The following is a 24323-nucleotide window of genomic DNA, read 5'->3' on the forward strand; positions in this document are numbered from 1 at the left end:
TTATCCTTGAGTTTCTACACTACGCCTGCACGCAGGAGATCATGCATATGTAACACACCGAGTAACTGGTCGCCATCGGCAACCAACACCGAGGTAATATGGCGGGATTGCATCAAATTCAGAGCATCAACGGCGAGAATACCTGGGCGTACGCGAATGCCCCCAGGCGTCATAACATCGGCAATCCCTAACTGGCGAACATCACCGCCCATATCAAAGACGCGACGTAAATCACCATCCGTGAAGATACCGTTAATCTTCATATCGTCATCGCAAATGACGGTCATCCCAAGATTCTTACGCGTGATTTCCAATAGCGCATCACGCAGGCTGGCGTCTTTTTTCACATGCGGGATTTCATCATCTGTGTGCATGATATCGTTAACGCGTAGCAAAAGTTTACGTCCGAGTGCCCCGCCCGGATGGGATAACGCGAAATCTTCTGCGGTGAATCCACGGGCTTTTAGTAAGGCGACGGCAAGCGCGTCCCCCATCACCAATGTGGCGGTGGTGCTGCTGGTTGGCGCCAGGCCCAGAGGGCAGGCTTCCCGGGGCACTTTAACACACAGATGCACATCTGCGGCACGCGCCATACTGCTTTCTGGTCGACTGGTAATGCAGATGAGCGGGACATGCAGGCGCTTGAGTACGGGAATCAACGCCGTGATTTCACTCGATTCGCCGGAGTTTGAAATGGCAATAACCACATCCTGCGGCGACACCATGCCGAGATCGCCGTGGGCTGCTTCACCAGGATGAACAAAAAATGACGGCGTACCGGTACTGGCAAATGTTGCCGCCATTTTGCGCCCAATGTGTCCTGATTTCCCCATTCCCATCACGACGACTTTGCCCGGGCACCAGAACATTTTTTCACACGCAAGGGTGAAATTCTGGTTGATGTACTGGCCTAACTCGGCCAGGCCTTCACGTTCAATTTCCAGGACTTCTTTGCCTGCTAGCTGAAAGTCAAAACCCGGTTGCAACTCTAAGTGAGACATAATCCGTTTCCAGTTACCCAACGAGAAGTGGCGATATCCAGTACAGCATCGCCAGCCATATGATAAAACCGCCAGTCAACAATGCGCCCGCGCCCCGACCAATTCGGCGTGAACGATGCCAGCAGAGTATTGCAAAAATAATGCTGACCAGCAGCATGACGCTGTAGTCACGGCCAAAGGCCAAAAGGTCAACGCCACCGGGTGCTATCAGCGCCGGTAACCCCAACACGATAACGATATTAAAAATATTAGCGCCGATGATGTTGCCGACGGCAATATCGTTTTCTCCTTTACGCACACCCGCGATAGCGGTCGCCAGCTCAGGCAAGCTGGTGCCGATGGCGACCACCGTTAACCCGATAGTCAGCTCGCTCATGGCAAAATAATTGGCCAGTACCGTCGCGTTATCAACCACCATACGGGTTGCCATTGGCATGATAATCAGGGCGATGCCGAGCCACAAAAATGCAACGGGCAATCCGCCTTCACGCGGTAGCTCTGCCACCTGTTCACGGGTAAGGCTGTCATTTCCCTGACTGTCGGCCAGACGGGCGATTTTAACAATGAATAGCAGCCATAGCACAGCCAGAAGTAAGAGAAAGATCCCATCGCTGCGACTGAGTTGCCCATCGTGCAGGACATAACCTGCCAGAACGCTGACGAATAACATTAATGGCAATTCACGACGCAGAACATCAGAATGTACGGTAAAAGGGTGAAATAGCGCGGCCAGGCCTAAAATCAACAGAATGTTGGTGATATTTGAACCCATTGCCGTACCGACCGCGAGATCGAGTTGTCCATGTAGCGATGCGGCAACCGACACGATAATTTCCGGTAATGATGTCCCGATGCTGACCACCGTCATCCCAATGACGAGAGGAGGGACACCCAACATTCGACATAAAATGGATGCGGCAAACACCAGGCGATCGGCACTGTAGACGACCAGAAGTAAACCAATAATTAACAGCGCCGTTGCTAAAAGCATCTAAAGTCCTTTCTTCAGGTATACTCGCCGGTCCACGGGAGAGATTGCCTGGAGGCCGTAACGAATTCTTAATTTTGACTTTATGCGGCTAAAAAGTAAAACAAATGCCAGCTTTAGCTAACCAGGGCGGGTAATATTCTGTAAATATGTTGGGTTCATGGTGAAATTCAGCTCCATGATGAGATCAACAAAGTAATACGAAGGATGAATCAATGGGTCAGTCTGTGGCGAATTTAGTCGATATGCGCGACGTCAGCTTTACCCGGGGCGATCGTTGTATTTTCGATAATATTTCCCTGACGGTGCCACGTGGAAAGGTCACAGCGATCATGGGGCCGTCGGGCATCGGTAAAACCACGCTGTTACGCTTGATCGGTGGACAGATCGCGCCTGACAAAGGAGAGATTCTGTTTGATGGCGAGAATGTGCCCGCCATGTCCCGTTCACGGCTATACACTGTGCGTAAGCGTATGAGTATGCTGTTTCAGTCAGGGGCGCTGTTCACTGATATGAATGTGTTTGATAACGTGGCCTATCCGCTGCGTGAGCATACGCATTTACCTGCGGCCTTACTCAAAAGTACCGTCATGATGAAACTTGAGGCGGTTGGTCTGCGCGGTGCCGCAAAATTAATGCCTTCTGAACTTTCTGGTGGGATGGCGCGACGGGCGGCGTTAGCGCGTGCTATTGCTCTGGAGCCGGATCTCATCATGTTTGATGAACCGTTCGTTGGTCAGGATCCTATCACCATGGGCGTACTGGTGAAGCTGATTTCAGAACTGAACAGCTCACTGGGCGTGACCTGCGTCGTGGTGTCTCACGATGTTCCCGAAGTGCTGAGCATTGCGGATTACGCCTTTATCATGGCGGATAAAAAAATTGTGGCTCATGGCAGTGCTCAGGCGCTGCAAGACAACGCAGACCCGCGTGTACGCCAGTTCCTTGATGGTATCGCCGACGGACCCGTTCCGTTCCGCTACCCGGCGGGCGACTATCACACCGATTTACTCGAAACAGGGAGTTAAGCCACTCATGCTGTTAAATGCGCTGGCATCACTCGGACACAGAGGGATCAAAACTCTCAGGACGTTCGGGCGGGCCGGGTTAATGTTATTCAATGCGGTGGTTGGTAAGCCGGAGTTTCGCAAGCATGCGCCGTTACTGATTCGCCAGCTCTATAATGTGGGTGTCTTGTCGATGCTTATCATTATTGTGTCTGGCGTGTTCATTGGTATGGTGCTGGGGCTGCAGGGCTATCTGGTTCTGACGACGTACAGCGCGGAAACCAGTCTCGGTATGCTGGTGGCGCTATCGTTGCTGCGTGAACTGGGGCCGGTTGTTGCGGCGCTGTTGTTTGCCGGGCGCGCCGGTTCTGCCTTAACTGCGGAAATTGGTCTTATGCGTGCGACCGAGCAGCTTTCCAGTATGGAAATGATGGCGGTCGATCCGTTGCGCCGGGTGATTTCACCGCGCTTCTGGGCGGGCGTTATTTCGTTGCCGTTGCTCACCATTATTTTTGTCGCGGTGGGAGTCTGGGGCGGGTCGCTGGTTGGCGTAAGCTGGAAAGGTATCGATGCTGGTTTCTTCTGGTCGGCGATGCAGAACGCTGTCGACTGGCGTCTGGACCTGGTGAACTGTTTGATTAAGAGCGTGGTGTTTGCCATTACAGTAACGTGGATTGCACTGTTCAATGGATATGACGCGATCCCGACTTCTGCCGGGATTAGCCGGGCAACGACACGCACCGTTGTGCACGCGTCTCTGGCCGTTCTCGGTCTGGATTTTGTGCTGACCGCACTGATGTTTGGGAATTGAGTTCATGCAAACGAAAAAAAATGAAATTTGGGTGGGGATCTTCTTGTTGGTTGCGCTGCTGGCGGCGTTGTTTATCTGCCTGAAAGCGGCAAACGTGACCTCCATGCGAACGGAGCCGACCTACACGGTTTATGCGACTTTCGATAACATCGGTGGACTGAGGGAACGTTCTCCCGTCCGTATTGGCGGGGTGGTTGTGGGACGGGTGTCAGACATCTCGTTAGATCCGAAAACCTATCTGCCACGCGTTACGCTGGATATCGAAGAGCGTTATAACCAAATTCCTGATACCAGTTCCCTGAGCATCCGTACCTCCGGTCTGCTTGGCGAGCAATACCTGGCTCTGAACGTCGGTTTTGACGATCCAGAGTTGGGAACGTCTATGCTCAAGGATGGCAGCACTATTCAGGACACCAAATCTGCAATGGTTCTGGAAGATATGATTGGTCAGTTCCTTTACAACAGCAACAGTAAAGGGGATGAGAATCAGAATTCTGGCGATGCGCCTGGCGCAACGGACGGCAATAATGATGCTACTGGGCCTGCGGGCGCAACGAAATAATCTCAGGAGAATCGACGTATGTTTAAACGATTAATGATGGTAGCGCTGCTGGTGATTGCACCGCTGAGCGCTGCAACGGCGGCTGACCAGACCAACCCGTACAAACAGATGGACGAAGCGGCGCAAAAAACCTTTGACCGTCTTAAAAATGAACAGCCTAAAATCCGTGCTAACCCGGATTACCTGCGTGTTGTCGTTGATCAGGAACTGCTGCCGTATGTGCAGGTGAAATACGCTGGCGCTCTGGTTCTGGGGCGTTACTACAAAGACGCCACTCCGGCACAACGCGATGCCTATTTTGCTGCTTTTCGTGAATACCTGAAACAGGCTTATGGTCAGGCTTTGGCGATGTACCATGGTCAGACTTACCAGATTGCGCCGGAACAACCGCTGGGCGATGCGACCATTGTACCGATTCGTGTCACCATCAATGATCCGAACGGTCGTCCTCCGGTTCGCCTGGATTTTCAGTGGCGTAAAAACTCGCAAAACGGTCACTGGCAGGCCTATGACATGATCGCGGAAGGCGTCAGCATGATCACCACGAAACAGAATGAGTGGAGCGACCTGCTGCGTACCAAAGGCATTGATGGCCTGACCGCACAGTTGAAATCCATTGCTCAACAAAAAATTACACTGGAAGAGAAAAAATAATGACGCAGTCACTCAGCTGGACGCGTGAAGGTGAAAAGCTGGCGTTAGCGGGTGAACTGGATCAGGACGTGCTAAACCCGTTATGGGATGCACGTGTGGAGGTCATGAAAGGTGTCACCTGCATCGATCTGAGCCAGGTTTCCCGGGTGGATTCGGGAGGTCTGGCGTTACTGGTCCATCTCATTAATCAGGCAAAACGGCAGGGTAATACCGTTTCGCTTAGCGGAGTAAACGAAAAAGTTTATACGCTGGCTCAGCTTTACAATTTGCCCAACGACGTGCTGCCACGCTAATTATTGTAGGCCGGATAAGGCCTTGTGCCGCCATCCGGCAACCCCCCTGAAAGGGTAGTAACCACCAAAGCCTTGTCTGATTTATCGGCGGGGCTTTTTGCTTATTTAAGACAGCGCCACTTTGCTCTAAGATGTTGGGCTGTTTTCACTATTTGACGAATAAAGAGCCCATGGAAAATCATGAAATTCAGAGCGTGCTGATGAACGCACTCTCCCTCCAGGAAGTCCACGTCTCTGGCGATGGCAGTCACTTTCAGGTTATCGCCGTGGGTGAGATGTTTGACGGTATGAGCCGGGTCAAGAAACAGCAATCGGTCTATGGTCCGTTGATGGAGTACATTGCGGACAACCGCATCCATGCCGTGTCGATCAAAACGTTTACGCCTGCTGAGTGGGCGCGCGATCGCAAACTTAACGGTTTTTGAGCTACGGGTGACACACCGGTAGCGAGTATGAATTCTTAACAGAGAACAGAATAATGGATAAATTTCGTGTTCAGGGGCCGACTACGCTCCAGGGCGAAGTCACAATTTCAGGCGCTAAAAATGCCGCACTGCCGATCCTCTTCGCCGCATTGCTGGCAGAAGAGCCGGTAGAAATTCAGAACGTCCCCAAACTGAAAGACGTTGATACGTCAATGAAACTGCTGAGCCAACTGGGCGCAAAAGTTGAACGCAATGGCTCTGTGCATATTGATGCCAGCGACGTGAACGTTTTCTGCGCCCCTTATGACCTGGTGAAAACCATGCGTGCATCCATCTGGGCGCTTGGCCCGCTGGTAGCGCGTTTTGGTCAGGGCCAGGTTTCTCTGCCGGGTGGTTGTACTATCGGCGCGCGTCCGGTAGACCTGCACATCACGGGTCTGGAGCAACTGGGTGCCACCATCAAGCTGGAAGAAGGGTACGTTAAAGCGTCAGTGGAAGGGCGTCTGAAAGGCGCGCATATCGTGATGGACAAAGTCAGCGTTGGCGCGACGGTCACTATCATGTGTGCCGCTACGCTGGCAGAAGGCACCACCATCATCGAAAACGCCGCTCGTGAACCGGAGATTGTCGATACGGCGAACTTCCTGATTGCGATGGGTGCGAAGGTCAGCGGGCAGGGCACTGACCGTATCACCATCGAAGGCGTTGAGCGTTTGGGGGGCGGTGTCTACCGTGTTCTGCCTGACCGTATTGAAACCGGTACGTTCCTGGTGGCAGCCGCCATTTCTCGCGGCAAAATTGTCTGCCGTAACGCGCAGCCAGACACCCTGGACGCCGTTCTGGCAAAACTGCGTGATGCAGGCGCGGACATTGAAGTTGGCGCTGACTGGATAAGCCTCGACATGCACGGCAAACGTCCGAAAGCGGTCAATGTGCGTACTGCGCCGCATCCGGCGTTCCCGACCGACATGCAGGCGCAGTTCACTCTGCTGAACCTGGTGGCGGAAGGGACTGGATTCATCACCGAAACCGTTTTTGAAAACCGCTTTATGCACGTCCCTGAATTGAGTCGTATGGGCGCACATGCAGAAATCGAAAGCAACACGGTGATTTGCCACGGCGTTGAAAAACTCTCCGGCGCGCAGGTCATGGCGACGGATCTGCGCGCATCTGCGAGCCTGGTACTGGCGGGTTGTATTGCGGAAGGCACCACGGTGGTGGATCGCATTTATCACATCGATCGCGGCTACGAGCGCATTGAAGATAAACTGCGTGCGCTGGGTGCGAACATTGAGCGTGTGAAAGGCGAATAATCGCCTTCTGATTTGGTAATCCCCATTTTTACAGCAAGATGGGGATTACCGTTTTCCTTCACTCTACGACCTTCTTCTCTCTGCGAGCGCGCATCAGTCGTGTTCTGTCGATAAATTCGTGGGTCTGCGAATCATGATAGCGTGATGGCCAAATCACCCAGGGATCCGTTCCGAGTGCTTGTGCAATAATCAATTCACCTTTAGGCCACGGGCGGGACAAGGTATTCGCTAACGTAGAAGAACTGAGCCCATTTTTGCGTGATTCCGCAGCCATAGATGTCCCTTTCTTACGTAATCCAGCGATAATATCGGCGGGATGCCAGTCAATGAGTTTGCTCTCCATTAATCCCTCACTCCTTTGGTCAGTCACTTGCTGTTGGAAAAATCAGCGGGTGATAGACACTATACTCCCGGAGAACGAATGTTCTAAAATGTTCATGTAACGGGTGTGCATATTCAGAATATACCAAGGGAAAGGTGCAACACATGCAAGGGTTGTAGAGGTGTTTTTAGATTTTTTTGGAACATACAGGAATCATCCCGCGCATCGCACGGGATGAGAGAAAGGGATTAACGATCGCGTTGCACGGCAATGTGCGCCAGGCCAATTAATGCCTCGCGCCATGGGGTGTCAGGGAGAACCTGAAGGGCTTCGATCGCTTTATCGGCTTCTTCTTCTGCACGCTGACGCGTCCACTCCAGTGACCCGCAGGCGGTCATTGCTTCCAGAACAGGTTCCAGAAGATGTCGGCCATTACCTTGTTCAATGGCACTACGGATCATCTGCGCTTGCTCTGGGGTGCCATTACGCATGGCATGCAGCAGAGGTAACGTTGGTTTACCCTCGTTAAGGTCGTCACCCACGTTTTTACCTAACTGCTCGCCATCCGCACTGTAATCCAGTAAATCGTCAATCAACTGGAAAGCGGTGCCAAGATAGCGGCCATAATCCTGCAATCCTTTTTCCTGTTCGTCGCTGCAACCCGCCAAAATGCCTGAACATTGTGCCGCTGCTTCAAACAGTCGCGCCGTTTTGCTGTAGATGACGCGCATATAGTTTTCTTCGGTGATGTCAGGATCGTTCACGTTCATTAGCTGCAGGACTTCACCTTCTGCAATAACGTTGACGGCTGAAGACATCACCTCCAGCACTTTCAGCGAACCGAGGCTGGTCATCATCTGGAAGGCGCGGGTATAGATAAAATCACCCACTAATACGCTGGCCGCATTGCCAAACGCCGCATTTGCCGTTGCCTTCCCACGGCGCATATCTGATTCATCGACAACATCGTCGTGAAGCAGGGTTGCCGTGTGGATAAATTCGATTAACGCTGCAATCGTGACGTGTTTTTTCTCCTCATAACCGACGGCGCGTGCAGCGAGGACGGCGATCATCGGGCGGATGCGTTTTCCGCCGCCACTCACGATGTAATACCCTAACTGATTGATCAGTTGGACGTCGGAATTAAGCTGTTCAAGGATTGTCGCATTGACACCCGCCATATCTTGCGCGGTTAACTCATTGATTTTTTCTAAATTCATCGCAAAAGCCGGGCTTATCGCCCCGATTACCTCACAGTGCAACAAGGTAACTTAGGGTTTAGGGTTAGGAATATATGCTGATTGTACTGAAAAAACGCCATAGATAAACGTTACCGTACGTGTTGTGTTTTTTTTCTTCATGTATTGATGCTAGCACTTGTCAAAGGCTCGCGTTTTGCGTAATATTCGCGCCCTATTGTGAATATTTATAGCGCACTCTGAATCATTGAAAGGTGTGCGCGGAAGCGGAGTTTTTTATGTACGCGGTTTTCCAAAGTGGTGGTAAACAACACCGAGTAAGCGAAGGTCAGACCGTTCGCCTGGAAAAGCTGGACATCGCAACTGGCGAATCTATCGAGTTCGCTGAAGTTCTGATGATCGCAAACGGTGAAGAAGTCAAAATCGGCGTTCCTTTCGTTGATGGCGGCGTAATCAAAGCTGAAGTTGTTGCTCATGGTCGTGGCGAGAAAATTAAAATCGTTAAGTTTCGTCGTCGTAAACACTACCGTAAGCAGCAGGGCCATCGTCAGTGGTTCACTGATGTGAAAATCACTGGCATCAGCGCTTAAGTTAAGGGGAGCAGATTAAATGGCACATAAAAAGGCTGGCGGCTCGACTCGTAACGGTCGCGATTCAGAAGCTAAACGTCTGGGCGTAAAACGCTTCGGCGGCGAAACAGTTCTGGCTGGTAGCATCATCGTTCGTCAACGTGGTACTAAGTTCCACGCTGGTTCTAACGTTGGTTGCGGCAAAGACCACACTCTGTTTGCCAAAGCAGACGGTAAAGTGAAATTTGAAGTGAAAGGCCCGAAAAACCGTAAGTTCATCAGCATCGTTGCTGAATAAGTTTTTCGCGTCCCGGTAACGGATAAAAGCCCCGCAACGTGTTGCGGGGCTTTTTACATTCGACGACCGGTAAATATGCTCGCGGTACCGTTATCTTTCGGAAAGCGAGATTTTGCAGGGAATACGGTATGAAGCAGCAGGCAGGCATTGGTATTCTTTTGGCGCTGATCACCGCAATATGCTGGGGTGCGTTGCCAATCGCGATGAAGCAAGTGCTGGAGGTGATGGAACCACCTACCGTCGTGTTCTACCGTTTTCTAATGGCAAGTCTCGGTCTTGGAACCATTCTTGCGGTTAGAAGAAAGCTCCCGCCGTTGCGTATTTTTCGTAAACCGCGTTGGCTGGTATTACTGGCCATTGCCACTGGCGGGTTGTTCGGGAATTTCATCCTGTTCAGCTCTTCTCTGCAGTATTTGAGTCCCACGGCCTCGCAAGTTATCGGTCAACTGTCACCGGTTGGCATGATGGTCGCCAGCGTATTTATCCTCAAGGAGAAAATGCGTGGCACGCAGGTTGTTGGCGCAATCATGCTTCTGAGTGGGCTGGTGATGTTCTTTAACACCAGTCTGTTCGAGATTTTTACCAAACTGACGGATTACACCTGGGGTGTAATTTTTGGTGTCGGGGCGGCGACAGTCTGGGTGAGTTATGGCGTCGCGCAAAAGGTGTTATTGCGTCGTCTGGCCTCACAGCAGATTCTGTTTTTGCTGTACACTTTGTGTACAATTGCGTTATTGCCTTTGGCGAAGCCTGGGGTGATATCGCAGCTTAGCGACTGGCAGCTCGCGTGTTTAGTTTTCTGCGGGCTGAATACGCTGGTAGGATATGGCGCCCTGGCGGAAGCGATGGCGCGTTGGCAAGCAGCGCAGGTGAGCGCGTTAATCACGCTCACGCCGCTGTTTACGCTGTTATTTTCAGATCTATTATCTATGGCCTGGCCCGATTTCTTCGCCAGACCGATGTTAAACCTTTTAGGTTATCTCGGTGCGTTTGTCGTGGTTGCGGGCGCGATGTATTCCGCCATTGGTCATCGTATTTGGGGCGGATTACGTAAGCATGAAACGGTGGTTTCGCAACCCCGCTCAGGCGAATGATTTACGGAGAGTAAAATGAAGTTTGTTGATGAAGCATCGATTCTGGTCGTTGCAGGTGATGGCGGTAATGGTTGCGTCAGCTTCCGCCGCGAGAAATACATCCCGAAAGGTGGCCCGGATGGCGGTGATGGTGGTGATGGCGGTGACGTCTGGCTGGAAGCCGACGAAAACCTGAATACGCTGATCGATTACCGCTTTGAAAAATCGTTCCGTGCAGAACGTGGCCAGAATGGCGCCAGTCGTGACTGTACCGGTAAACGCGGCAAAGATGTCACCGTTAAAGTGCCTGTAGGGACGCGCGTTATCGATCAGGGTACCGGCGAAACGATGGGTGACATGACCAAGCATGGTCAGCGTCTGATGGTTGCCAAAGGTGGCTGGCACGGCCTGGGGAACACCCGTTTCAAATCTTCGGTGAACCGTACTCCGCGTCAGAAAACGATGGGTACGCCGGGTGATAAACGCGATCTGATGCTGGAGCTGATGCTGCTGGCTGATGTCGGTATGTTGGGGATGCCTAACGCCGGTAAATCGACGTTTATCCGCGCAGTCTCTGCAGCGAAACCCAAAGTAGCGGATTATCCGTTTACCACGCTGGTGCCGAGCCTGGGCGTTGTGCGTATGGATAACGAAAAGAGCTTCGTGGTTGCCGACATTCCTGGTCTGATTGAAGGTGCTGCTGAAGGCGCCGGTCTGGGCATTCGCTTCCTGAAGCATCTTGAGCGCTGCCGCGTACTGCTGCACCTCATTGATATCGATCCAATTGACGGTTCTGATCCGGTTGAGAATGCCCGTATCATTATTGGCGAACTGGAAAAATACAGTCAGGATCTGGCCTCCAAACCGCGCTGGTTAGTGTTCAACAAAATTGATTTGATGGACAAAGCGGAAGCGGAAGAAAAAGCGAAAGCTATCGCCGGGGCGCTGGGTTGGGAAGATAAATACTATCTGATCTCCGCAGCCAGCCAGTTAGGCGTGAAAGATCTCTGCTGGGATGTGATGACCTTTATCATTGAGAATCCGATTGTTCAGGCTGAAGAAGCGAAACAGCCAGAGAAAGTCGAGTTCATGTGGGACGATTATCACCGTCAGCAGCTCGCGGAAGTCGAAGACGAAGCGGAAGATGACTGGGATGAAGATTGGGATGAAGACGACGAAGAAGGCGTCGAGTTCATCTACAAGCGTTAATTCGCATCGTCACATAAAAACGGGCCGCATCAGCGGCCCGTTTTGCGTCTTGTCGTAGGCCGGATAAGGCGCAACCGCGCCGTCATCCGGTAAAACGCACTCAGTTATTCTGATAAATATCTTTATACAAACGGCTTTCAAAACGAACCAGTGGAAGACGACGGTTGCGTTGGTCGGCTGGCTCTACGGCATACCCGGAAAGGTACTGCACAAATGCCATCCTCTGTCCGCTGGCGGTGGTGATAAAGCCCGCCAGGTTATACACCCCCTGCAGTGAACCCGTTTTCGCCGATACCTTGCCATCTACGCCGGCCTGATGAAGCCCTGCGCGGTATTGCAGAGAACCATCGTGGCCCGCCAGCGGCAGCATCGAGATAAAGTTCAGTTCATTGTCGTGCTGGGCAATGTATTGCAGCACCTGCATCATGGTGGCCGGGGCAATCAGGTTATGGCGGGAAAGACCAGAGCCGTCTGCAATAATGGTGTTGCCGATATTAACCCCTGCCTGTTGACGCAGGATCTGGCGAACGGCATCAGAGCCTGCGCGCCACGTCCCAGGGACGTTAAAACGCGCGTGACCAATCATACGGAACACCGTATCGGCGATCATGTTGTCTGACTTTTTCAACATAATCTTAAGCAGGTCATGCAAAGGGGCAGACTGTTTACTGGCAATGACCGTTCCTGGCTCGTTGCTCTGCGTCTGGCGTAATAGCGTACCGCTGTACGCGATCCCCGCTTGTTTTAACTCATCTTTCAGGATGGCTCCCGCATAACTGGCGCCATCCTGGATCGCGAAGGCCAGTGGAAGAGGTTCGCTACGCTGAGGCAGGCAACCGGTGAGCGTAAAGCGATTTAGATCGCCGGGGACGACATCCAGTTCGCAATATTGCGCTTCGGCAGAGCCACGCGGTAGCGTGCGAACCTGGCTGAACATCGTCACCGGGTAATACGAGGCCACGCGGATATACGCTAAATCATTCGCTTTTTCTGCGCTGTAAAGCGAAACCGAGAAGCAGTTCCTGTCGACAATGGCGGCAGCGGGCGGCGCGCTAAAACATTGCGTCATGTCGTTCCAGGGCCAGCCGGGCGCTTTATCGTGACTGGCAAAAATGGAGGTGTCGATGAGGACATTACCTGAAATTTGCGTCACGCCAGATTTCTTCAAGGTGGCGACCATATTGCGAATATCCTGACGTTTTAGCGTCGGATCGGCCCCAAATCGCGCAATCAGGTCACCGTTCAACACTCCATTTTCCACCGCCCCTTTTGTCTCCAGCGTGGTGGTAAAACGAAAGTCGGGGCCAAGCTGAATCAATGCCGCCAGCGCGGTGATCACCTTTTGCGTACTGGCGGGAAGCGCCATCTGCTGGCTGTGATAATCAATGGCGGGCGCGGGGGCACCGACCTTCTGTACCATTAAGGCAAGATTGGCCCCGTCGGGGAGTTGATTGATGTATTCGTCAACATTCGCGGCCTGAACGCTGAACGCTATACTGGTGGTCAATCCGATGATAAATCTGGAAAATCGCATAATCTCGCGCTAACAACCTGGAAACAAGCCGTCATACTACGGCGCATTGCCCTGAAAAGTAAACGATGACCCATAGGGAACTCCAGGGTAAAATGACTATCAAATAGAGAATTGTAGCTGACCTGGGACCTTGCGCCCCGGGTCGGTATTTTTTTGCTTCTGGCCTTGGTGTGGCGTCATGCCAGGGCGGGCTTAGCAGCCGGGGCAGGGTTTATCGCCCCCCTACAGGAATGTTCAAGAGGTATAACAAATGCAAGCTATCCCGATGACCTTACGTGGTGCTGAAAAACTGCGCGAAGAGCTGGATTTTCTGAAATCTGTGCGCCGTCCTGAAATTATTGCCGCTATCGCCGATGCGCGTGAACATGGCGACCTGAAAGAGAATGCTGAGTATCACGCCGCGCGTGAGCAGCAGGGTTTTTGCGAAGGACGCATTAAAGATATCGAAGCAAAGCTGTCCAATGCGCAGGTCATCGACATCACTAAAATGCCAAACAATGGCCGCGTGATTTTTGGTTCCACCGTCACCGTTCTGAACCTCGACACTGACGAAGAGCAGACTTACCGCATCGTTGGCGATGATGAAGCGGATTTTAAACAGAACCTGATTTCTGTGAACTCACCTATCGCGCGTGGCCTGGTGGGCAAAGAGCAGGATGATGTTGTGGTGATTAAAACGCCAGGCGGCGAAGTAGAATATGAAGTGATTAAGGTAGAATACCTGTAAGAATTACCCAATACTCAGGTTGTTGATGTATTGTAAAGAAAGGAAAAAGGCCGCATAGCGGCCTTTTATCAACGAACAGAGCGTGGCATTTTGCTCTCCTGCTTGCGGAAAACCCCTCGTTTTACACAGAATTCGTGTTCAACTTTAGGATATTCTTAGCGTGGCAGCGAGATTTTACGTTCTTTAGTCGGGCGATACAGTACCAGCGTTTTACCGATGACCTGTACGTTACAGGCGCCGGTTTCGCGTACGATAGCTTCCACGATCAAGGTTTTGGTTTCGCGATCTTCCGAGGCGATTTTCACCTTGATAAGTTCATGGTGCTCTAACGCTTGTTCAATCTCGGCCAGTACCCCTTCGGTCAAACCATTATTGCCAAGCATAACTACAGGCTTGAGCGGATGTGCCAGACCTTTCAGGTGCTGTTTTTGTTTAGTACTCAGATTCATCGTATATTTTTGCTTAGGTTGGGATTGAAAACGGGTCATTCTACCGCCATCTCCCTTATATCACCAAATAGCCGTGTAGAAATTTACACCGTTGGTTACGATGAACTGCCCCGATGGGAAAGTGAAATGACAGGTAAAAAGCGTTCTGCCAGCTCCAGTCGCTGGCTCCAGGAACACTTTAGCGATAAATATGTTCAGCAGGCGCAGAAAAAAGGGTTACGTTCTCGTGCCTGGTTTAAACTTGATGAAATACAGCAAAGTGACAAGATTTTTAAACCGGGGATGACGATTGTCGATCTCGGTGCAGCACCCGGTGGTTGGTCTCAGTATGCGGTTACGCAGATAGGGAACAGTGGTCGCATTATCGCTTGTGATCTTTTACCGATGGATCCAATCGTTGGTGTAGACTTCCTTCAGGGCGATTTTCGTGATGAATTAGTCCTGAAAGCGTTACTTGAACGTGTCGGTGACAGTAAAGTACAAGTTGTCATGTCTGATATGGCGCCAAATATGTGTGGTACACCGGCGGTCGATATTCCCCGGGCGATGTATCTGGTAGAACTGGCGCTGGGAATGGCTCGTGATGTTTTAGCGCCAGGTGGTAGTTTTGTAGTGAAAGTGTTCCAGGGCGAAGGATTCGATGAGTATCTAAGAGAAATTCGCTCCCTGTTTGCGAAGGTGAAAGTTCGTAAGCCGGACTCTTCTCGTGCGCGTTCACGTGAAGTGTACATTGTAGCGACCGGGCGAAAACCATAACCGGTAGATTTCAAACGAAAGTTTGAAAGACACTGGATATAGAGTATCCTGACGCTGTTTTTAACACAGTTGTAATAAGAGGTTAATCCCTTGAGTGACATGGCGAAAAACCTAATACTCTGGCTGGTCATTGCCGTCGTGCTGATGTCAGTATTCCAGAGCTTTGGGCCCAGCGAGTCTAATGGCCGTAAGGTGGATTATTCTACCTTCCTGCAAGAGGTCAACCAGGACCAGGTTCGTGAAGCGCGTATCAACGGACGTGAGATCAACGTTACCAAGAAAGATAGTAACCGTTACACGACTTACATACCGGTTAACGATCCGAAGCTGCTTGATAACCTGCTGACTAAAAACGTTAAGGTTGTTGGTGAACCACCAGAAGAGCCAAGCCTGCTGGCTTCTATCTTCATTTCCTGGTTCCCGATGCTGTTGCTAATCGGCGTCTGGATCTTCTTCATGCGTCAGATGCAGGGCGGTGGTGGCAAAGGTGCCATGTCGTTCGGTAAGAGCAAAGCGCGCATGCTGACAGAAGATCAGATCAAAACCACGTTTGCTGACGTTGCCGGTTGCGACGAAGCGAAAGAAGAAGTGGCTGAGCTGGTTGAATATCTGCGTGAACCGAGCCGTTTCCAGAAACTGGGCGGTAAAATCCCGAAAGGCGTCCTGATGGTCGGCCCTCCGGGTACTGGTAAAACCCTGCTGGCGAAAGCTATCGCAGGTGAAGCGAAGGTTCCCTTCTTTACGATTTCCGGTTCTGATTTCGTTGAAATGTTCGTGGGTGTTGGTGCATCTCGTGTGCGTGACATGTTCGAACAGGCCAAGAAAGCAGCCCCGTGCATCATCTTTATCGATGAAATCGATGCCGTAGGCCGCCAGCGTGGCGCGGGCCTGGGCGGCGGTCATGATGAACGTGAGCAGACCCTGAACCAGATGCTGGTTGAGATGGACGGCTTCGAAGGTAACGAAGGTATCATCGTTATCGCGGCAACTAACCGTCCGGACGTTCTGGACCCGGCGCTGTTGCGTCCTGGCCGTTTCGACCGTCAGGTTGTGGTTGGCCTGCCAGATGTTCGCGGTCGTGAGCAGATCCTGAAAGTTCACATGCGTCGCGTACCGCTGGCGCCGGATATCGATGCGGCAATCATTGCCCGCGGTACCCCTGGCTTCTCCGGTGCAGACCTGGCGAACCTGGTAAACGAAGCGGCACTGTTCGCTGCCCGTGGCAACAAACGCGTTGTATCGATGGTTGAGTTCGAGAAAGCGAAAGACAAAATCATGATGGGTGCGGAACGTCGCTCCATGGTGATGACGGAAGCGCAGAAAGAGTCTACCGCGTACCACGAAGCAGGCCATGCGATTATCGGTCGCCTGGTGCCGGAACACGATCCGGTACACAAAGTAACGATTATCCCGCGTGGTCGTGCGCTGGGTGTGACCTTCTTCCTGCCTGAAGGCGACGCGATCAGCGCCAGCCGTCAGAAACTGGAAAGCCAAATCTCTACGCTGTACGGCGGTCGTCTGGCAGAAGAGATTATTTACGGTGTAGAACACGTTTCTACCGGTGCGTCGAACGACATTAAAGTCGCGACTAACCTGGCACGTAACATGGTCACGCAGTGGGGCTTCTCTGAAAAACTGGGTCCATTGCTGTACGCAGAAGAAGAAGGCGAAGTGTTCCTGGGACGTTCTGTTGCGAAAGCAAAACATATGTCCGATGAAACCGCGCGTATTATCGATCAGGAAGTTAAATTGCTGATTGAACGTAACTATGACCGCGCACGTCGTCTTCTGAACGATAACCTGGACATTCTGCACTCGATGAAAGATGCGCTCATGAAATATGAGACCATCGATGCGCCGCAGATTGATGACCTGATGGCTCGTCGCGATGTGCGCCCGCCTGCGGGTTGGGAAGAGTCCGGTACGTCTAACAACTCTGGCAACAATGGCACCCCGAGTGCGCCGCGTCCGACTGAAGAGCCGCGTACGCCGAATCCGGGCAACATGTCAGAGCAGTTAGGCGACAAATAAGTTCACGTTGTCGATGGCTGCGTTTTAATCGAAAACCCTGGGGCTTGCTCCGGGGTTTTTCTTATCTGCTTAACCCATTTCATACCAGGGATAACACCATGAAACTCTTTGCCCAGGGGACTTCGCTGGATCTCAGCCATCCTCACGTCATGGGGATTTTGAATGTCACACCAGACTCTTTCTCCGACGGCGGAACGCACAATACGCTGATTGAGGCGGTGAAACATGCAAATCTGATGATTAACGCCGGAGCAACTATTATTGATGTTGGCGGCGAATCAACGCGACCCGGTGCGGCCGATGTCAGTGTGGAAGAGGAGCTGGAACGCGTGATCCCGGTCGTTGAAGCGATTGCTCAACGGTTTGAAGTCTGGATTTCAGTCGACACCTCAAAGCCGGAAGTGATCCGCGAGTCTGCCCGCGTGGGGGCGCACATCATTAACGATATCCGTTCGCTGAGCGAACCCGGCGCGCTGGAAGCCGCGGCGGAAACCGGGCTGCCGGTATCGCTGATGCATATGCAGGGCAACCCCAAAACGATGCAGGATGCACCAAAGTATGATGACGTCTTTGCTGATGTTAATCGCTACTTTGTCGAGCAGATCGCACGTTGCGAGCAGGCGGGCATCGCAAAAGATAAATTGTTGCTCGACCCGGGGTTCGGTTTCGGTAAAAATCTCTCTCATAATTATGCTTTACTGGCTCGCCTGTCTGAGTTTCATCATTTTGGGCTACCGCTGTTTGTGGGAATGTCGCGGAAATCGATGATTGGTCAGCTGCTTAACGTGGGGCCGTCAGAGCGCCTTAGCGGCAGCCTGGCGTGTGCAGTAATTGCAGCCATGCAGGGCGCGCACATAGTTCGCGTCCACGATGTAAAAGAAACTGTTGAAGCGATGCGCGTGGTTGAGGCCACCCTGTCTGCGAAGGGAAATAAACGTTATGAGTAATCGCAAGTATTTTGGTACCGATGGGATCCGTGGTCGCGTGGGCGATGCGCCGATCACCCCTGATTTTGTACTTAAGCTGGGTTGGGCCGCAGGGAAAGTACTGGCGCGCCATGGCTCCCGTAAAATTATTATCGGTAAAGATACGCGTATTTCTGGCTACATGCTGGAGTCTGCGTTAGAAGCGGGTCTTGCGGCGGCAGGTTTATCTGCGTCCTTCACCGGGCCAATGCCTACTCCTGCGGTGGCTTATCTGACGCGCACTTTCCGTGCAGAAGCCGGGATTGTTATTTCTGCTTCACACAACCCGTTCTACGACAACGGGATTAAATTCTTCTCCATCGACGGAACCAAACTGCCAGATGCGGTTGAGGAAGCCATCGAAGCGGAGATGGAAAAAGAGATAACCTGTGTGGACTCTGCTGAGCTGGGAAAAGCCAGCCGTATCGTGGATGCTGCCGGGCGTTACATCGAATTCTGTAAAGGGACTTTCCCGAACGAATTGAGCCTCAATGAGCTCAAGATCGTGGTGGATTGCGCTAACGGCGCGACGTATCACATTGCGCCTAATGTATTACGTGAGCTGGGCGCGAATGTCATCACGATTGGCTGCGAGCCAAATGGCGTCAATATCAACGAAGAAGTCGGTGCCACAGATGTGCGGGCGCTACAGGCGCGCGTGCTCGCGGAAAAAGCGGATATCGGTATTGCGCTGGATGGCGACGGCGATCGTGTGATCATGGTTGACCACGAAGGTAACAAAGTCGACGGCGATCAAATCATGTATATCATCGCCCGTGAGGGTTTGCGTCAGGGTCAGTTGCGCGGTGGCGCGGTGGGCACGCTGATGAGCAACATGGGTCTGGAGCTGGCGTTAAAACAGCTTGGCATTCCGTTTGCCCGTGCCAAAGTGGGTGACCGCTATGTGCTGGAGAAACTGCAGGAAAAAGGCTGGCGTATCGGTGCAGAAAACTCCGGTCACGTGATCCTGCTGGACAAAACAACCACCGGTGACGGTATTGTGGCCGGTTTGCAGGTTCTCGCGGCAATGGTTCGTAATCATATGAGTCTGCACGATTTGTGTAGCGGTATGAAAATGTTCCCGCAAATCCTGGTGAATGTGCGCTACACCGCAGGTAGTGGCGATCCGCTGGAAAATGAAACGGTTAAGGCTGTTATGGCTGACGTTGAAACCGCGCTGGGCAATCGTGGCCGCGTGCTGCTGCGTAAGTCCGGTACTGAGCCGTTAATTCGTGTCATGGTTGAAGGCGAAGATGAAGACCAGGTGACCGAATTTGCTCATCGTATCGCTGATGCGGTAAAAGCGGCTTAATGCGGGTATTAAGTGACTAAAGAGGCGGCAATTACCGCCTTTTAGTCGCGGAAAGAGACAGCTTTGCTGTTTTTTTCCGCAGTTGATACAATGCGCTTAAATTGCCCTTGCGAAGGTCATTCGCTTTGGTTAGTATTCAAACCCGCTTCAGTGGGAAACAGTAAATGGTCCCGCTTTATTGGTTGAAGCATTGGTACGCGGCAACTCCGCAAGGAACAGGTTGATTATGTACGAAGCTCTTTTAGGTATTTTCCTTGTCGTAGCAATTGTATTGGTTGGTTTGATCATGCTGCAGCAGGGTAAAGGCGCTGATATGGGTGCTTCCTTTGGAGCAGGCGCTTCCGGTACGCTGTTTGGTTCAAGTGGTTCTGGTAACTTCATGACCCGAATGACAGCGCTGTTTGGAACCTTGTTCTTCGTTATCAGTCTGGTGCTGGGCAATATCAACAGCAACAAAACCAATAAAGGAAGTGAGTGGGAAAATCTGAGTGCTCCAGCGAAAACTGAGCAAACTCAGCCAGCTGCTCCGGCTAAGCCGACCAGCGATATCCCACACTAATAGAAGTATCCGTGCTGAGGTGGTGGAATTGGTAGACACGCTACCTTGAGGTGGTAGTGCCCTAACGGGCTTGTGGGTTCGAGTCCCATCCTCAGTACCAATATTCCGAAGAAAAGACGCTGAAAAGCGTCTTTTTTTTCGTCTGTAGCCGAACGTAGGCCTGATAAGCATAGCGCCATCAGGCATGCACTCGCTGCTCAATGTCGGATGGCGGCACAAGCGCCTTATCCGACCTACAAGCCATTAGATGAGGCCTACGCTTCACGCAATAAAAAAGCCGCTTTCGCGGCTTTAATCTTCTCTCGGGAACGCGATTACTTCGCTTTATTTTCCAGACTCTCAACCTGCGGCAGACCTGTCGCAGAAGAGGCGGAAAGTAAGCCGGACTGCGCATAACCGAACAGCTTCTCGCGGGTATCCGTGATGTCCAGATTGCGCATGGTCAACTGACCAATACGATCGTCCGGAGAGAACACGGAGTCGCCTTTTTCCATCGTCAGACGTTCTGGCTTATAGGTCAGGTTGTCGGAGACGGTATCCAGGATCGTGTAGTCGTTACCGCGACGCAGTTCCAGAGTCACTTCGCCGGTAATCTGACTTGCCACCCAACGTTGCAGACCGTCACGCAGCATCAGTGCCTGGGAGTCGAACCAGCGTCCTTGATACAGCAGGCGACCTAACTGGCGTCCATGCGCATGATACTGTTCGATGGTGTCTTCATTGTGAATACCGGTCAGCAGACGTTCGTAAGCGATGTGCAGCAGCGCCATTCCTGGGGCTTCATAGATGCCGCGGCTTTTTGCTTCAATAATACGGTTTTCAATTTGATCGCTCATGCCCAGACCGTGACGACCACCGATACGGTTGGCTTCCAGCATCATCTCAACGTCGTCACTGAAGGTTTTACCGTTCAGGGCAACCGGATGGCCTTGTTCAAAACGTACGGTCACTTCTTCTGCCGGGATCTTCACATCTTCATCCCAGAACTTCACGCCCATAATCGGGTTAACGATCTTGACGCTGGAGTTAAGAAATTCCAGGTCTTTCGCTTCGTGAGTCGCACCCAGCATATTGGAGTCGGTGGAGTAGGCTTTCTCAACGGACATTTTGTAGTCGAAACCGCAGGCAATCATAAACTCAGACATCTCGTGGCGGCCGCCCAGTTCATCAATGAAATCGGTATCCAGCCACGGTTTGTAGATCTGCAGTTCGGCATTGGTCAGCAAACCATAACGATAGAAACGCTCAATGTCGTTGCCTTTATAGGTGCTGCCGTCGCCCCAAATGTTCACGCCGTCCTCTTTCATGGCGGCAACCAGCATGGTGCCCGTCACGGCGCGACCTAATGGCGTCGTGTTGAAATAGGTGAGCCCGCCGGTGGTGTTATGGAATGCACCACACTGGATAGCGGCAATCCCTTCCGCAACTAATTGTTTACGGCAATCAACCAGGCGAGCGTTCTCTGCGCCATACTCCATTGCACGGCGAGGAATGGCGTCGTAGTCATCCTCATCCGGTTGACCCAAATTTGCAGTATATGCATATGGGACAGCCCCTTTTTGTCGCATCCACAGCAGCGCAGCACTGGTGTCCAGACCACCGGAAAAAGCGATACCAATACGTTGACCTGCCGGGAGATGCTTGAGAATCGTCGTCATAAAATAAAATCCTGCTTGATTGACTGATGAAGAGATCGGTTTTCTGTTCTCAGTGAATTTTTATGCAAAATAAATGAGTTTTCATTTAATCATCTTTTGCGGGTGACAGGAAGAGCTTCGTGATAATTTCGTTAATAAATGCCCCTGATTGTATCCCTGTGTTTATCTGGCTTCGAGGCTATGAGGAGAACGCGGCTATTCATTAATGTGCATATTATTAACCTGGTTGACAAAATGCGCTCTGGATCACTATACTACGCGCAGATTTTACGTCCCGTCCTCGGTACCAAATCCCAGCAGTATTTGCATTTTTTACCCAAAGCGAGTAAAATTTGCCACGTTTCAGGCGCGGGGTGGAGCAGCCTGGTAGCTCGTCGGGCTCATAACCCGAAGGTCGTCGGTTCAAATCCGGCCCCCGCAACCACTTTCCCTTAGAGTTCTTTTTCAAATATACTGTGAAGACTATGGCCTTCGTAGCTGGATTTGAAAAAAATTCTTTCGGAAGGTTCTCCAGACCGCAGTTGCGGTTATAGGGTTCAGTTATCTAAAGCCCCGATTTATCGGGGTTTTTTGTTATCTGACTACAGAATAACTGGGCTTTAGGCCCTTTTTTTATGTCTTGGGGGTGGGCTTGTCCACATTAGAGCAAAAATTAACAGAGATGATTACAGCACCAGTTGAAGCCTTAGGTTACGAACTGGTCGGCATCGAATTTATTCGCGGTCGCACATCCACACTGCGCATCTATATTGATAGTGAAGATGGCATCAATGTTGATGATTGTGCTGATGTGAGCCACCAGGTCAGCGCGGTAATGGACGTTGAAGATCCAATCACCGTTGCTTACAACCTGGAAGTATCCTCACCGGGCCTCGACCGTCCAATGTTCACTGCCGAACACTATGTGCGTTTCCTGGGTGAAGAAGTTGCACTGGTGCTTCGTATGGCGGTACAAAACCGTCGTAAATGGCAGGGCGTTATCAAAGCGGTGGACGGTGAAATGATCACTGTCACAGTCGAAGGTAAAGATGAAGTGTTCGCGCTGAGTAATATCCAGAAGGCGAACCTGGTTCCCCACTTTTAACAGTCTGGATTGAGGTGAAAAGCCCGCGATGAACAAAGAAATTTTGGCTGTTGTTGAAGCCGTCTCCAACGAAAAAGCGCTGCCACGCGAGAAAATTTTTGAAGCGCTGGAAAGTGCGCTGGCTACAGCTACAAAGAAAAAATATGAGCAAGAGATCGACGTTCGCGTAGAGATCGATCGCAAAAGCGGTGATTTCGATACCTTCCGCCGTTGGGTTATTGTGGAAGAAGTTACTCAACCGACGAAAGAAATTACGCTGGAAGCGGCACGTTATGAAGACGAAAGTCTGAACGTGGGCGGTTACGTTGAAGATCAAATTGAATCTGTCACCTTTGACCGTATCACTACCCAGACGGCAAAACAGGTTATCGTACAGAAAGTACGTGAAGCCGAACGTGCGATGGTTGTTGATCAGTTCCGTGAACACGAAGGCGAGATCGTTACCGGTGTCGTGAAGAAAGTAAACCGTGACAACATTTCCCTGGATTTGGGCAGCAATGCTGAAGCCGTGATCCAGCGTGAAGACATGCTGCCGCGTGAAAACTTCCGTCCGGGTGACCGCATTCGTGGCGTTTTGTACTCCGTGCGCCCAGAAGCGCGCGGTGCGCAACTGTTTGTGACGCGTTCCAAACCGGAAATGCTGATTGAACTGTTCCGCATTGAAGTGCCAGAAATTGGCGAAGAAGTGATTGAAATTAAAGCGGCTGCTCGCGATCCAGGTTCTCGTGCGAAAATCGCAGTGAAAACCAACGATAAGCGTATTGATCCAGTTGGTGCTTGTGTGGGTATGCGCGGTGCGCGTGTTCAGGCGGTTTCTACCGAGCTGGGCGGTGAGCGTATCGATATCGTCCTGTGGGATGATAATCCGGCACAGTTCGTGATTAACGCAATGGCGCCAGCAGACGTCGCTTCTATCGTAGTGGATGAAGATAAACACACTATGGATATCGCGGTTGAAGCCGGTAATTTGGCACAGGCGATTGGACGTAACGGTCAGAACGTCCGCCTGGCTTCACAACTGAGCGGTTGGGAACTCAACGTGATGACCGTTGATGACCTGCAGGCTAAGCATCAGGCTGAAGCGCATGCAGCCATTGATACCTTCACCAAATATCTCGATATCGATGAAGATTTCGCGACTGTTCTGGTGGAAGAAGGTTTTGCTACGCTGGAAGAATTGGCTTACGTGCCAATGAAAGAACTGCTGGCAATTGACGGCCTCGATGAGCAGACCGTTGAAACGCTGCGCGAGCGTGCTAAAAACGCACTGACCACTCTGGCACTGGCCCAGGAAGAAAGCCTCGGTGATAACAAACCGGCTGACGATCTGCTGAATCTGGAAGGATTAGATCGCGAAATGGCATTCAAACTGGCTGCCCGTGGTGTTTGTACGCTGGAAGATCTCGCTGAACAGGGCATTGATGATCTGGCTGATATCGAAGGGTTGACCGACGAAAAAGCCGGTGAGCTGATTATGGCTGCCCGTAATATTTGCTGGTTCGGCGACGAAGCGTAATAAACTGT

26 protein-coding genes and 2 tRNA genes are annotated in these 24323 nt (G+C 51.7%); 21 read left to right on the top strand and 7 right to left on the bottom strand.

The window, feature by feature from the left end:
• Nucleotides 1-14: 14 nt before the first annotated feature.
• Both kdsD and ACO7SM_RS02380 read right to left on the bottom strand, forming a co-directional pair.
• Entirely contained in the window at nucleotides 15-1001 is a 987-nt protein-coding gene (gene kdsD, locus ACO7SM_RS02375; RefSeq protein ID WP_490469533.1) for an arabinose-5-phosphate isomerase KdsD, read from the bottom strand.
• A 13-nt stretch (nucleotides 1002-1014) separates the two neighbouring features.
• Entirely contained in the window at nucleotides 1015-1992 is a 978-nt protein-coding gene (locus tag ACO7SM_RS02380) for a calcium/sodium antiporter (protein ID WP_490469534.1), read from the bottom strand.
• A 212-nt stretch (nucleotides 1993-2204) separates the two neighbouring features.
• Here ACO7SM_RS02380 and mlaF point away from each other — a divergent pair, with 212 nt between their 5' ends.
• The 7 genes from mlaF to murA all read left to right on the top strand — a co-directional run bounded on the left by mlaF (nucleotide 2205) and on the right by murA (nucleotide 7054).
• Nucleotides 2205-3017 carry a phospholipid ABC transporter ATP-binding protein MlaF gene (gene mlaF, locus ACO7SM_RS02385; protein ID WP_490469535.1) on the top strand — a complete coding sequence of 271 codons (813 nt, stop codon included), beginning with the start codon at nucleotides 2205-2207 and terminating at the stop codon, nucleotides 3015-3017.
• A 7-nt stretch (nucleotides 3018-3024) separates the two neighbouring features.
• Nucleotides 3025-3807: a lipid asymmetry maintenance ABC transporter permease subunit MlaE gene (gene mlaE, locus ACO7SM_RS02390; protein WP_162379349.1), complete on the top strand. Its 783-nt coding sequence runs from the start codon at nucleotides 3025-3027 to the stop codon at nucleotides 3805-3807.
• 4 nt (nucleotides 3808-3811) lie between these two features.
• Entirely contained in the window at nucleotides 3812-4369 is a 558-nt protein-coding gene (gene mlaD, locus ACO7SM_RS02395) for an outer membrane lipid asymmetry maintenance protein MlaD (RefSeq protein WP_490469536.1), read from the top strand.
• Between the two features lie 18 nt (nucleotides 4370-4387).
• On the top strand, nucleotides 4388-5023 hold the full coding sequence (gene mlaC / locus ACO7SM_RS02400; RefSeq protein ID WP_490469537.1) for a phospholipid-binding protein MlaC: 636 nt from the start codon (nucleotides 4388-4390) through the stop codon (nucleotides 5021-5023).
• Complete coding sequence (gene mlaB, locus ACO7SM_RS02405; RefSeq protein ID WP_490469538.1) at nucleotides 5023-5316, top strand: lipid asymmetry maintenance protein MlaB; 294 nt, start codon at nucleotides 5023-5025, stop codon at nucleotides 5314-5316. Before mlaC ends, mlaB begins: the two co-directional genes overlap by 1 nt.
• 170 nt (nucleotides 5317-5486) lie before the next feature.
• On the top strand, nucleotides 5487-5741 hold the full coding sequence (gene ibaG / locus ACO7SM_RS02410; RefSeq protein WP_192613625.1) for a BolA family iron metabolism protein IbaG: 255 nt from the start codon (nucleotides 5487-5489) through the stop codon (nucleotides 5739-5741).
• Between the two features lie 53 nt (nucleotides 5742-5794).
• Complete coding sequence (murA, locus tag ACO7SM_RS02415) at nucleotides 5795-7054, top strand: UDP-N-acetylglucosamine 1-carboxyvinyltransferase (protein ID WP_192613624.1); 1260 nt, start codon at nucleotides 5795-5797, stop codon at nucleotides 7052-7054.
• Between the two features lie 58 nt (nucleotides 7055-7112).
• Here the strand turns inward: murA and sfsB are convergent, their stop codons facing one another.
• Together sfsB and ispB are read right to left on the bottom strand one after the other, a co-directional pair.
• On the bottom strand, nucleotides 7113-7397 hold the full coding sequence (gene sfsB, locus ACO7SM_RS02420; protein WP_490469539.1) for a DNA-binding transcriptional regulator SfsB: 285 nt from the start codon (nucleotides 7395-7397) through the stop codon (nucleotides 7113-7115).
• 227 nt (nucleotides 7398-7624) lie between these two features.
• Nucleotides 7625-8596 carry an octaprenyl diphosphate synthase gene (gene ispB, locus ACO7SM_RS02425; protein WP_276293756.1) on the bottom strand — a complete coding sequence of 324 codons (972 nt, stop codon included), beginning with the start codon at nucleotides 8594-8596 and terminating at the stop codon, nucleotides 7625-7627.
• Between the two features lie 257 nt (nucleotides 8597-8853).
• On the opposite strand from ispB, the gene rplU reads away from it, so the two are divergent.
• The 4 genes from rplU (at nucleotide 8854) to cgtA (ending at nucleotide 11724) form a co-directional block, all read left to right on the top strand.
• Nucleotides 8854-9165, top strand: a complete 312-nt coding sequence (gene rplU, locus ACO7SM_RS02430; protein ID WP_203359842.1) for a 50S ribosomal protein L21 — start codon at nucleotides 8854-8856, stop codon at nucleotides 9163-9165.
• Between the two features lie 19 nt (nucleotides 9166-9184).
• The gene (rpmA, locus tag ACO7SM_RS02435) at nucleotides 9185-9442 is read left to right on the top strand and encodes a 50S ribosomal protein L27 (RefSeq protein WP_003025030.1); all 258 of its coding nucleotides are present in this window, start codon (nucleotides 9185-9187) and stop codon (nucleotides 9440-9442) included.
• A 128-nt stretch (nucleotides 9443-9570) separates the two neighbouring features.
• Nucleotides 9571-10536 (top strand): DMT family transporter, encoded by a 966-nt coding sequence (locus tag ACO7SM_RS02440; protein WP_490469540.1) that lies wholly within the window; start codon nucleotides 9571-9573, stop codon nucleotides 10534-10536.
• Between the two features lie 15 nt (nucleotides 10537-10551).
• On the top strand, nucleotides 10552-11724 hold the full coding sequence (gene cgtA / locus ACO7SM_RS02445) for an Obg family GTPase CgtA (protein ID WP_490469541.1): 1173 nt from the start codon (nucleotides 10552-10554) through the stop codon (nucleotides 11722-11724).
• A gap of 100 nt (nucleotides 11725-11824) precedes the next feature.
• On the opposite strand, the gene dacB is transcribed toward cgtA, so the two are convergent.
• The gene (gene dacB, locus ACO7SM_RS02450; protein ID WP_490469542.1) at nucleotides 11825-13258 is read right to left on the bottom strand and encodes a serine-type D-Ala-D-Ala carboxypeptidase; all 1434 of its coding nucleotides are present in this window, start codon (nucleotides 13256-13258) and stop codon (nucleotides 11825-11827) included.
• A 250-nt stretch (nucleotides 13259-13508) separates the two neighbouring features.
• Between dacB and greA the strand changes: the two genes are divergently transcribed.
• Nucleotides 13509-13985, top strand: a complete 477-nt coding sequence (gene greA, locus ACO7SM_RS02455) for a transcription elongation factor GreA (RefSeq protein WP_192613618.1) — start codon at nucleotides 13509-13511, stop codon at nucleotides 13983-13985.
• 155 nt (nucleotides 13986-14140) lie between these two features.
• Here greA and yhbY read toward each other — a convergent pair whose 3' ends face one another.
• Nucleotides 14141-14434 carry a ribosome assembly RNA-binding protein YhbY gene (gene yhbY / locus ACO7SM_RS02460; protein ID WP_004139797.1) on the bottom strand — a complete coding sequence of 98 codons (294 nt, stop codon included), beginning with the start codon at nucleotides 14432-14434 and terminating at the stop codon, nucleotides 14141-14143.
• 126 nt (nucleotides 14435-14560) lie between these two features.
• Between yhbY and rlmE the strand changes: the two genes are divergently transcribed.
• From rlmE to ACO7SM_RS02490, 6 genes are all read left to right on the top strand, one after another.
• Nucleotides 14561-15190: a 23S rRNA (uridine(2552)-2'-O)-methyltransferase RlmE gene (rlmE, locus tag ACO7SM_RS02465; protein ID WP_192613617.1), complete on the top strand. Its 630-nt coding sequence runs from the start codon at nucleotides 14561-14563 to the stop codon at nucleotides 15188-15190.
• Between the two features lie 99 nt (nucleotides 15191-15289).
• On the top strand, nucleotides 15290-17221 hold the full coding sequence (gene ftsH / locus ACO7SM_RS02470) for an ATP-dependent zinc metalloprotease FtsH (RefSeq protein WP_192613616.1): 1932 nt from the start codon (nucleotides 15290-15292) through the stop codon (nucleotides 17219-17221).
• Nucleotides 17222-17319: 98 nt separating this feature from the next.
• Nucleotides 17320-18168, top strand: coding sequence for a dihydropteroate synthase (gene folP, locus ACO7SM_RS02475; protein ID WP_490469543.1), 849 nt, complete (start codon nucleotides 17320-17322; stop codon nucleotides 18166-18168).
• A complete protein-coding gene (gene glmM, locus ACO7SM_RS02480) occupies nucleotides 18161-19498 on the top strand; it encodes a phosphoglucosamine mutase (protein ID WP_490469544.1) in 1338 nt (445 codons plus the stop codon). Before folP ends, glmM begins: the two co-directional genes overlap by 8 nt.
• 226 nt (nucleotides 19499-19724) lie before the next feature.
• Nucleotides 19725-20057 (top strand): preprotein translocase subunit SecG, encoded by a 333-nt coding sequence (gene secG, locus ACO7SM_RS02485; protein ID WP_162379368.1) that lies wholly within the window; start codon nucleotides 19725-19727, stop codon nucleotides 20055-20057.
• 13 nt (nucleotides 20058-20070) lie between these two features.
• A tRNA-Leu gene (locus ACO7SM_RS02490) sits at nucleotides 20071-20157 on the top strand.
• A gap of 214 nt (nucleotides 20158-20371) precedes the next feature.
• On the opposite strand, the gene argG is transcribed toward ACO7SM_RS02490, so the two are convergent.
• Nucleotides 20372-21715: an argininosuccinate synthase gene (argG, locus tag ACO7SM_RS02495; protein ID WP_490469545.1), complete on the bottom strand. Its 1344-nt coding sequence runs from the start codon at nucleotides 21713-21715 to the stop codon at nucleotides 20372-20374.
• Between the two features lie 347 nt (nucleotides 21716-22062).
• Here argG and ACO7SM_RS02500 point away from each other — a divergent pair.
• The 3 genes from ACO7SM_RS02500 to nusA all read left to right on the top strand — a co-directional run bounded on the left by ACO7SM_RS02500 (nucleotide 22063) and on the right by nusA (nucleotide 24315).
• Nucleotides 22063-22139: transfer RNA gene (locus tag ACO7SM_RS02500), tRNA-Met, on the top strand.
• 207 nt (nucleotides 22140-22346) lie between these two features.
• Nucleotides 22347-22799, top strand: coding sequence for a ribosome maturation factor RimP (gene rimP, locus ACO7SM_RS02505; RefSeq protein ID WP_203359850.1), 453 nt, complete (start codon nucleotides 22347-22349; stop codon nucleotides 22797-22799).
• 28 nt (nucleotides 22800-22827) lie between these two features.
• On the top strand, nucleotides 22828-24315 hold the full coding sequence (gene nusA / locus ACO7SM_RS02510) for a transcription termination factor NusA (protein ID WP_490469546.1): 1488 nt from the start codon (nucleotides 22828-22830) through the stop codon (nucleotides 24313-24315).
• Nucleotides 24316-24323: the final 8 nt, after the last annotated feature.

This window comes from Citrobacter sp. LJND-P06, from assembly GCF_058188415.1.